The organism is Christensenella sp. KGMB01412 (assembly GCF_055522415.1).
On the sequence record NZ_JBVFVW010000002.1, the window covers coordinates 483,645 to 492,976 of the forward strand.

The 9,332-nt window shown below is 48.3% G+C and carries 9 protein-coding genes; 8 read left to right on the plus strand and 1 reads right to left on the minus strand.

All coding sequences use genetic code 11. The features are described 5' to 3' along the window. The first annotated feature begins 11 nt into the window (after nt 1–11). From ACS5WU_RS05345 to ACS5WU_RS05360, 4 genes are all read left to right on the plus strand, one after another. On the plus strand, nt 12–1,001 hold the full coding sequence (locus tag ACS5WU_RS05345; protein ID WP_059109620.1) for an ABC transporter permease: 990 nt from the start codon (nt 12–14) through the stop codon (nt 999–1,001). 17 nt (nt 1,002–1,018) lie between these two features. Further along, the gene (locus tag ACS5WU_RS05350) at nt 1,019–2,419 is read left to right on the plus strand and encodes an L-fucose/L-arabinose isomerase family protein (protein WP_302761794.1); all 1,401 of its coding nucleotides are present in this window, start codon (nt 1,019–1,021) and stop codon (nt 2,417–2,419) included. 90 nt (nt 2,420–2,509) lie between these two features. Next, nucleotides 2,510–4,063: a xylulokinase gene (locus ACS5WU_RS05355; RefSeq protein WP_465088995.1), complete on the plus strand. Its 1,554-nt coding sequence runs from the start codon at nt 2,510–2,512 to the stop codon at nt 4,061–4,063. Between the two features lie 71 nt (nt 4,064–4,134). Further along, nucleotides 4,135–5,166: an aldose epimerase family protein gene (locus tag ACS5WU_RS05360; RefSeq protein WP_465088996.1), complete on the plus strand. Its 1,032-nt coding sequence runs from the start codon at nt 4,135–4,137 to the stop codon at nt 5,164–5,166. Between the two features lie 63 nt (nt 5,167–5,229). On the opposite strand, the gene ACS5WU_RS05365 is transcribed toward ACS5WU_RS05360, so the two are convergent. Further along, entirely contained in the window at nt 5,230–6,222 is a 993-nt protein-coding gene (locus ACS5WU_RS05365) for a lipoate--protein ligase (protein WP_302762178.1), read from the minus strand. A 416-nt stretch (nt 6,223–6,638) separates the two neighbouring features. Between ACS5WU_RS05365 and ACS5WU_RS05370 the strand changes: the two genes are divergently transcribed. The 4 genes from ACS5WU_RS05370 to ACS5WU_RS05385 all read left to right on the plus strand — a co-directional run bounded on the left by ACS5WU_RS05370 (nt 6,639) and on the right by ACS5WU_RS05385 (nt 9,084). Next, nucleotides 6,639–7,343, plus strand: coding sequence for a PHP domain-containing protein (locus tag ACS5WU_RS05370; RefSeq protein ID WP_302762177.1), 705 nt, complete (start codon nt 6,639–6,641; stop codon nt 7,341–7,343). A gap of 116 nt (nt 7,344–7,459) precedes the next feature. After that, nucleotides 7,460–7,666 (plus strand): DUF1858 domain-containing protein, encoded by a 207-nt coding sequence (locus ACS5WU_RS05375; RefSeq protein WP_046442395.1) that lies wholly within the window; start codon nt 7,460–7,462, stop codon nt 7,664–7,666. 50 nt (nt 7,667–7,716) lie between these two features. Further along, complete coding sequence (gene rd / locus ACS5WU_RS05380) at nt 7,717–7,875, plus strand: rubredoxin (RefSeq protein ID WP_059109614.1); 159 nt, start codon at nt 7,717–7,719, stop codon at nt 7,873–7,875. 15 nt (nt 7,876–7,890) lie between these two features. After that, entirely contained in the window at nt 7,891–9,084 is a 1,194-nt protein-coding gene (locus tag ACS5WU_RS05385; protein WP_059109613.1) for an FprA family A-type flavoprotein, read from the plus strand. The last annotated feature ends 248 nt before the right edge of the window (nt 9,085–9,332 follow it).

Consider the following 9,332-nt stretch of genomic DNA (forward strand, 5'->3'; position numbering starts at 1 on the left):
GGGGGAGAAAAATGGAAGAAAGAACACTTCAAAATCAAAAAAACGCAAATACATTCAAAAAGCTGTTTGCTTTCAGGGAAACCTCGGTTATTTTCCTGATCATTGGCATCACAGTAATCCTGAGTATCATTTCGCCGTATTTCCTGACAAGCGCAAACCTTTCGACAACAGCGCTGGGGCTATCTGCGGATGGAATTATTGCGATTGGAATGACAATGGTTCTCGTGATTGGCGGAATAGACCTCTCGGTTGGTTCTGTGATGGGGCTATCGATGGTAACTGCCGGTGCGCTGTATATCTTTTTTGGAGTCAATATCTGGCTGGCTGCACTCATTGCCCTTGGAGTAGCGCTGCTGTGCGGCTTATTCAACGGATACTTTATCGGAAAGATCGGCCTCAGCCCGCTCATCGCGACGCTTGGTATGATGAGTATTGCGCGCGGCGCGGCATATGTGCTGACCGAAGGCTCGCCGCTGTCGCTTTCGGGCGTATCTGAGGAGTTCCGTGTGCTTGGCAGCGGAGACCTTGCAGGGATTCCGGTATTTGTCATTATTTTTGTCGTCATAGCGGTCATAGCCGACTTCCTGTTCCGCAAGTCTGCGCCGCTGCGCAATGTGTATTACACAGGCAGCAATGAAAAAGCGGCGCTCCTTTCGGGCATCAATACGGCAAAGATCAAGATGATCGTTTACATTGTATGCGCGCTTCTCGCAGGCGTTGCGGGAGTGCTGTCACTTTCGCGCTTTAATGTGGCAGCTCCAAACGCGGGCGTGGGAACGGAGATGCGCGTGATATCGGCGTGCGTGATCGGCGGTGCGAGCCTGACGGGCGGGGAGGGCACGGTATTCGGCTCGATCCTCGGCGTGATATTGCTCAATATTATCAACAATGGCCTTGTGCTGATGAGCGTATCGGTATATTGGCAGGACCTTATCAGTGGGGCGATTTTGATACTGGCAGTAACGATCGACCAGCTTTCACACAGGAAAAAAGGAAATTAAACATAAGGAGAAAAACGATGTTGCAGAAAATGAAACCAAAGGTTGGCCTTTTAGGAATCATGCAGGGGCTTTATGACGAGTCGCAGCCGGAAATACCGGAAAACCAGACAAAATTTGTAAAGGAGCTGACCGCTTATCTGGATGATGTAGTGGAGATCGATTTTCCGGAGATTGCAAAGGACCGGGATGGAATCGAACGCATCGTAAAAACGTTTAACGATAAGGATTATGACGGAATCATATCCCTGAACCTGCTGTATTCGCCGGGAATGCGCGTGGTACAGGCAATGAAAGACAACAGGCTGCCGGTGCTGATCGCAAACATCCAGCCGCTTGCCGAGGTAACGCAGGACTGGAACTGGAGCCTGCTGACAACCAACCAGGGCATTCACGGCTCGCAGGATACGGCAAATATGCTGATGCGCCTTGGCGTAAAGCCAACGATTATTACAGAGGATTGGCATACGAAGGCGTTCAAGGACTTTGTAGAGGACTGGGCTGCGGCGGCTTACACCAAAAAACGTCTGAAGTCCGTCAAGGGAGCTGTATTTAACAAAATGCAGGGCATGGGCGACATCCTTGGGGACGAAGTGGCATATTTCCAAAAATTTGGAATGGAAATCGATTACGAGTCAATCGGGCTTGTGGTGGAGGAATTTGAAAAAGTAACAAAAGAGGAAGTGGACGAGCAGGTAGCAGAGGATGCGAAGAATTTTGAGATTATGCCGAACCTGCCGAAGGAATCGCACCATTACGCGGCCCGGCTGCAGATTGCCTTTGAAAAATTCATGGTCAAAAAAGGGTATGAGGCGTTTACGCCAAACTTTACCATTTACCACGATGACGGCGCAAGGCTCCGGCAGCTGCCGATACTGGGCGCGTCAAACCTGCTTGCCAAAGGCTATGGTTATTCGGCGGAGGGGGACGTGCACGCGATGCTGCTTACCGTGATAGGACACCTTTTGATCGGCGATCCGCATTTCACCGAGATGTATTCGCTCGATTACGTACGCGATGCGGCGCTGATGAGCCATATGGGAGAAGGAAACTGGAAGATCGCCCGTAAGGACAGGCCCATAAAGCTGATTGACCGTCCGCTGGACATTGGGGATATGGAAAACCCGCCCACGCCGATTTACAGCGCACAGCCGGGAGAGACGACGATGGCAACGCTGGTGCCTGTGGAAGGCAGCCGTTACAGGATGCTGATTTCAAAGGGCGAGGTGCTTGATACGGAAGAAATCCCCGGGATTCCGATGAATTATTCGTTTTTTAAACCGGATCAGGGAATCCGTGCGTCAATGAACGACTGGCTGAAATATGGAGGCACGCATCATCAGGTGATGTTTACAGGCGACCATATGAGAAGGCTGCGTATGCTGTGCGATGTACTCGATATCGAGTGTATCGAGGTTTAAGGTAACAAACACACCAAAATAGAAACGACGCCAGGAGAACATACGGCCCCTTTGGGAGTATGTTCTCTTGGTAAAATAGGAGAAACGAATATGGAAGAGGTTCTATTGATGTCGGTGGATCTCGGAACGAGTTTCATAAAAACCGGCGTGTATGATACGGACAGCGCCTGCGTAGCGCTCAGGACAGAGCCGGTCAGGGATGAGAGGCCAAAGCCCGGCATCTTTATCCAGAAGGGAGACGATCTGGTAACTTCCGCGGTTTCCTGTATGAAAAAGGTATGCTATGAGCTTGGAGGCAGGGTGAAAAACATAGCGGCAATCGCTTTTACAGGCCAGATGTCCGGGTTTATGGGGGTGGATCATGAATGGAATGATATCACCACATGGTCGTGCTCGCTTGACAGCCGGTATATGCCGTATGCGCAGCGCCAAATGAAGGAGCTGAAGAGAGAATTCCTTCAGACCAGCGGCACAAATGCTCCGCAGATGGCGCCTAAATTTGAATGGTTCAAAAAGGAATTTCCGGAGGAAAGCAAAAAGATCAGGAAATACCTGATGATCAGCGGATATCTGATTGGAAAGCTTTCCGGAATGCCTGTCGAGGATGCGGTGATCGATACGACCTACACGACATGGACGGGCCTTGCAGATATTGGGAAGGGAGCATGGTCGGAGCGCATTTGCGACAGGATCGGGCTCGATACCAAATACCTGCCGCGCATCGTTTCATCCAATACCATATGCGCCAAACTTTCCAGAAAAATGGCAGAGTATACCGGCCTTAGAGAAGGTGTGCCGCTTGTTTCCGGTGCGGGGGACAAGATGGCGGGCGCGCTCGGAAGCGGCGCGGTATCGCCCGGGGATTTGATTTTTGAGGCTGGTTCTTACGGGGAGATCAGTTGCTGTGTGCCGGATTACAGGCCCGATTTACAGACGGGCAGAATCGATTGCCTGCCATCCGCAGTACCGGGACACTTTTTTGCGACAAAGTTTGTAGCTGGTTCAGGGATTACGCTTGACTGGTTTGTAAATACGTTTGCACGGCGCGACGGGGAAAAGCTATCAGAAGCGTTTTGCAGGCTGGAGCGGGATATGCGGAATATACCTCCGGGATGCGGCGGGCTTATGGCGATTGGACTTTTGGGAGGAAGCTCTATGCCGCTTGACGGAGTGCTGCGCGGAATGTGGATGGGGCACGACTGGAGTCACGGGAGGGAGCATTTCTATAAAGCGCTGCTGGAGAGCTTTACATATGATTTCAATCTTACGATTGACACAATAGAAAAGCTGTATCCTGAATACCGCAAAAAAGAGGTCAGGGCAATCGGAGGCGGCGCAAAATCTGCGTTCTGGATGCAGATGAACGCAGATGTGACAGGAAAGGCTTATCAGGTGCTCCACAGGGATGATGCGGCAATGTGGGGCGGAGCGCTGCTCGCGGGAAATGCGGTTGGCATATTTCCGGACCTTAAAGATACGGCAAAAGCACATGCAAAAGTTGCTGCGGAGTATGCCACGAATCAGGATATGTATGAAAAATACAAACCCTTCCAAAAGCTATATGAACAATCCCTCAAAGAGCTGCATGGGTTTTACCGGAAAATTCAGGATACAAACAATATGGGTGCGAAAGCCACCTCATAAGGTAGGTTCACAATACAAATGGGAAAAGCGGCGCGCATATGCGCCGCTTTTCCTTTGGAAAGGAAGATACGATGGCAACAACAGAAAGAGTGTGCAAAAAAAACGGAAAAGAGGTTTACATTTACAGGATTGCAAATAAAAACGGTATGCGCTTAAAGGCGACCAATTATGGGGCCACGATCATGTCCCTTGAAATTCCGGATGTACATGGAACGCTTCAGGACGTGGTGCTCGGTTTTGATATGCCGCAGGAATATTTTGCAGAACAACCATTTTTGGGGGCGACCATCGGGCGCTGCGCAAACCGTATCGCCGGGGGAAGCTTTGCGGTTGGAAAAGAGAAATACCATATTCCATGTAATGAAAACGGAATCAATTTGTTACATGGCGGAAAATTTGGATTTCACCGGGCTGTATGGGAGGGGAAAACAGGGGAAGGAGACAGGTTATTCTTTACGTACAGAAGCCCTGACGGGGAAGGGGGATTCCCGGGGGCAGTGGATGTGTGCGTAACAATGAGCCTTACGGAGGAAAATGCGCTTCGCCTTGAATACGAGGCGCGTTCGGATGCGGATACCGTATTGAACCTTACAAACCATTCCTATTTCAATTTGGATGGCGGCGGGCGCATCGAAGATCACAGGCTTTTTATGGAAGCCGACTATTATACGCCGGTCGATGAGAACCTGATTCCAACAGGAGAAGTTTTAAAGGTGGAAAATACGCCGTTTGATTTCAGAGAAACGCACCGGATTGGACGGATGATTAATAGCAAAGCGCGCCAGATGAAGCTGTGCGGCGGATACGACCATAATTTTGTGCTGAGGGGCAGGGGACTGCGCCGCGCCGCACGGCTTGAAGCGCCGGGAAGCGGTCTTGTGATGGAGGTTTTTACAGACAGGCCCGGAATGCAGTTTTATACTGCGAACGCACTTGCGGGAGTCAGGGGAAAGCGGGGGAAACGTTATGGGGCAAGAAGCGCCTGCTGCTTTGAAACGCAGCTGTATCCGGACAGTGTGCATCACGATCATTTTCCATCGTGTATCCTTGGAAAGAACGAAATCTGCCGGTCAATAACCGAGTATCGTTTTTTTATAAAGTAGAAGACGCAAAAAAAACAGCCATACCCGCAATGAACCGGTATGGCTGCCTGTGTTCTGGATTATTTAATATCCCTGCTCGACAATGTATGCCGCAATATCGTCCGTGATCTGCTTTTGTTCTTCGGTTTCAGGAAGGCTGCGGAGGCGTTCTGCCAGCTCCTGGCTGCGGAATACGCTCCCTTTCAGTGCATTGGGGATGGAAGCCATAAAGTCCGCATCCATTGCGTCTGAATAAAGCGTAGCGTCTTCAATAACCGCATCCTTGGTTTTGAGTAAAAGCTCAATTCCGCCCCAGGCAAAACGTGTTTTGATGGTGATGTCAAACTGCGGCGTCTGGCCGAACAGCCAGTCCCATCCTGCATTGCGTTCTTCGATTCTTGCGATTTCATCCCATGCTTCCTGCGTGAAGGGATATTCCTGCGGCTCCCCATATTCTGCGGCAAAGGATTTTTTGAGCGCCTGAGTCATGCTTTCGGGTGTGATCTGGGGATTGAGCTCTGCAAGGTTTACGACACGGGAACGTACGGACGCGATGCCCTTGGATTCAATTTTATCTTTTGGTACCGCTAAATATTTGGATAATTTTGTCATATCCGTATTGATGAGGATTGTACCGTGGTGAAACGCGCCGTTTTTGCGGAAACAAAACGCATTGCCGGAGAATTTCCTGCCGTCCGCCAGAATATCGTTCCTGCCGGAAAATTCAGCATCTATACCAAACATTTTTGCCGCGGCCAGCATGACCTTGAGTTGGCGGTGCAGGTCGTAAGTCTCGCGTCCGACAATAAAGGAAAAGTTGAGGTTTTCCATATCGTGGAACACTGCTCCGCCGCCGGACACCCTGCGCGCAAGAATCCCGCCGTCCGCCCCCAGTTGTTCGTGACGGCATTCTGCCCAGGCATTCTGGTTTTTTCCAATAATAATGGAATCAGAATGGATATAAAGGTAAAGAATTACATCGCCAGGGCTCACATGGTTCATCATATATTCTTCCACTGCGAGCGTGTGATGCGGGTTGTTGTTTGGAGAAAGATAAAAATAATAATGATTTTGCATAATAACCCCTTTGATTTTTTGATAAAAATACGATTTCTGAAATTATGTCAGACTGCTCGCTCTCAGGATAGCAGCCCAATACTATTAATATCATAACATATGCGGAGTGTTTTTTCATCAAATTGTGTGTTGGTTGCCGCTCATTTTTACGCTTATGGATATCAAAATGATATATTGGACATATTCTGCAAAAATTTTCATGCTGCAATGTTTCTATGTATGGAAGTATTACATACCGCCTGATTCCTTCGCAAAATCGCATGCGTTGGAAGCAAAGAAAAGCAACGGGAAAATAAAATATATCAAATTGCCACAGGTGTATTTTATTAAAAAAAAGCTGCGATATATCAAGTTTTGCGTTGCACGGGAGGTATTAATATACTATGATAGGAGTGTAAGAATGCGGAGGTGGCATATTGAAATATTATCAGGCGGAATTGCATTGTCACACGAAGGAAGTCAGCCCGTGCTCGCGGATACCTGCCAAATACCTGATCAATGGATATCAGGAAGCGGGATACCGTTATGTATTTACGACAGATCATTATCACCCGGAGGTATTTGAGGTACCGAAGCTCAAACGGAAATCGTGGAAGGAAAAAATCGATTATTTCTGGAATGGCTACGAGCATACGCTCAAGGCGGCGGAGGGAACGGGCATTACCGTGCTTCCGGGGATGGAGGTCGCCCTTGGCATCGATCAGGAAAGCGGGCTTGGAAGCGATTTTCTGGTGTATGGATTCACTCGGGAATTCTTATATGACGAGCCATACCTGTACCGGCTCAGCTTTCAGGATTTTTACAGGAAAATGCACGAGAACGGTTTTCTCGTATTCCAGGCGCACCCGTACCGCTATGGCCTTACGCCGGTAGAGCCTGTCTGCTATGACGGAATAGAGATCGTCAATACGCATCCGAGGCATTTTTCGCGCAATAAGCTTGCGATCGAATTTGCGGCGGAGCATGATCTGCTCATGATCGGCGGAAGCGATGCGCACAGTGAAGAGGACGTCGGCCGGGGAGGCGTGATGCTCCCGGACGGTATTCACAGCGCGCAGGAATTTGTCCGGTTCATCCGGGAAAACGGTTCGCCGGAACTTATTGTGACGTTTGGCGCGTAAAAAAACGTTTAGCCAATTTGGGGAACGGTTATTTATGAATATATATGATAATTTATATATTTTAGAGATCGATAAAAAAGCAGTAATTAATGATTGAGGGAAAGAGGTAAAAATCAATGGCAAAAAAAGTAACGAAGGATATGAACATCATGGATATTATCCAGGTAGACGAAGGCTGCGCGGATATCTTTATGGAAGCCGGAATGGGCTGCCTTGGTTGCGCGGCTGCGCATTTTGAGAATCTGGAACAGGCTTGTGCCGTCCATGGAATTGACGCGGATGCTCTGGAAACAAAGCTGAACGCGTATCTTGCAGATAAATAAGGGACGATTGTTCCGCATTATAAATCAATTACTAAAGGAGAACAAAACAAATGGAAAAATATGTATGCACAATCTGTGGCTATGTTTACGATCCCGAGGTGGGCGATCCGGATAACGGCGTTGCGCCAGGAACAAAGTTTGACGATATTTCCAATGACTGGGTATGCCCTGTTTGCGGAGCCGATAAATCGGCATTCGAGAAAGAATAAGACGGAGGGGTATGTATGACAGCAGCACCGACAAAAATAACGGACGGCATCTGGTGGGTAGGTGTTCAGAATCCTGATCTGCGTATTTTCGACGTAATCATGAGAACCGAATGGGGAACTTCCTATAATTCGTATTTGATTCAGGGAAGTGAAAAGATTGCGGTAGTTGACGCTGTAAAACAGGGATTCTCGGAAGAACAGCTGGAGCGCATCAGCGCGGTTGTCGATCCGAAGAAAATTGACTACATTATATGTAATCACACAGAGCCTGACCATTCGGGCGCCTTGGTTAAGCTGATGGATGCGGCTCCAAACGCAGTGGTTGTATGCTCGCGTCCTGCAAAAACGTTCATCAAAGAGATCATTAACCGGGATTTCGAATGTATTGTTGCGGGCGACGGAGTAACGCTTGACCTTGGCAATAAGACGATTGAGTTTATTTCAGCGCCTTATTTACACTGGCCGGATTCCATTTTTACGTATGTGAAGGAGGATGCGTTCCTGTCTTCAGGCGACGTATTCGGGTTCCACTATTCGGCAGGCCAGATATTCGACGACCTTACAAAGCTTGACGCGAATATGATCGCTTCCCAGAAATATTATTTCGATGTGATTATGTCGCCGTTCAAAAGCTATGTTTTGCAGGCGGTTGAAAAGATCCGGAACCTGAAAATTGATGTGATCGGCCCGTCTCACGGTCCGGTTTTGCGTCAGGATCCGTGGGGCGCTGTGAAGCGTTACGAAAATTGGTCCATGCCCACGATCAACGATCCGAAAAAGATTTATATCGGATATGTTACATGCTACGGCTATACGGCAAAGCTTGCCGAAAAGCTGTATGAAGGAGCGGATCAGGATGGCGTGGAGGTAGAAATCGAGGATGTTTCCAAGATTGCTGCGTCGGAAGTTGCCGCAAAAATCCATAATGCGGATGCGTTTGCGCTTGGATCGCCAACGCTCAACAGGGATGTGTTAAAGCCCGTATGGGATGTAATGACTTCCCTTTGCTCTTATGTGGTCAAGGGAAAGCACGCGGCAGTATTCGGCACCTATGCGTGGAGCGGGGAGGCCTGCAAGTATATGAGCGAGCGGCTGACCGATCTTGGCGTGAAGGTGGTTGGCGAAGCAAAGGCGAAGCTCAACCCGAACGAAGAGGAACTTGCAGCGGCTTACCAGCTTGGTGTAGACCTCAGAAAAACGGTAAAGTAAAAAATTTATTATGAATATATGAATAAAGGACTGTTAGGGCGAAGACGTCGTAACAGTCCTTTTTTATTTGTGGATGTGGGAGATTGTCAGTATATGGCATTTTATAAAAAAGTAAAAAAGCCACAAATAATTTTGAATCGAGACAAAAAAACAGGATCAAACGTAAAATTATATAAATCATTTTTTCGCTTAAATAAAGGTAATTTAACTATATAAACACATCCTGAATAAAAAAAACAAAAAAGATA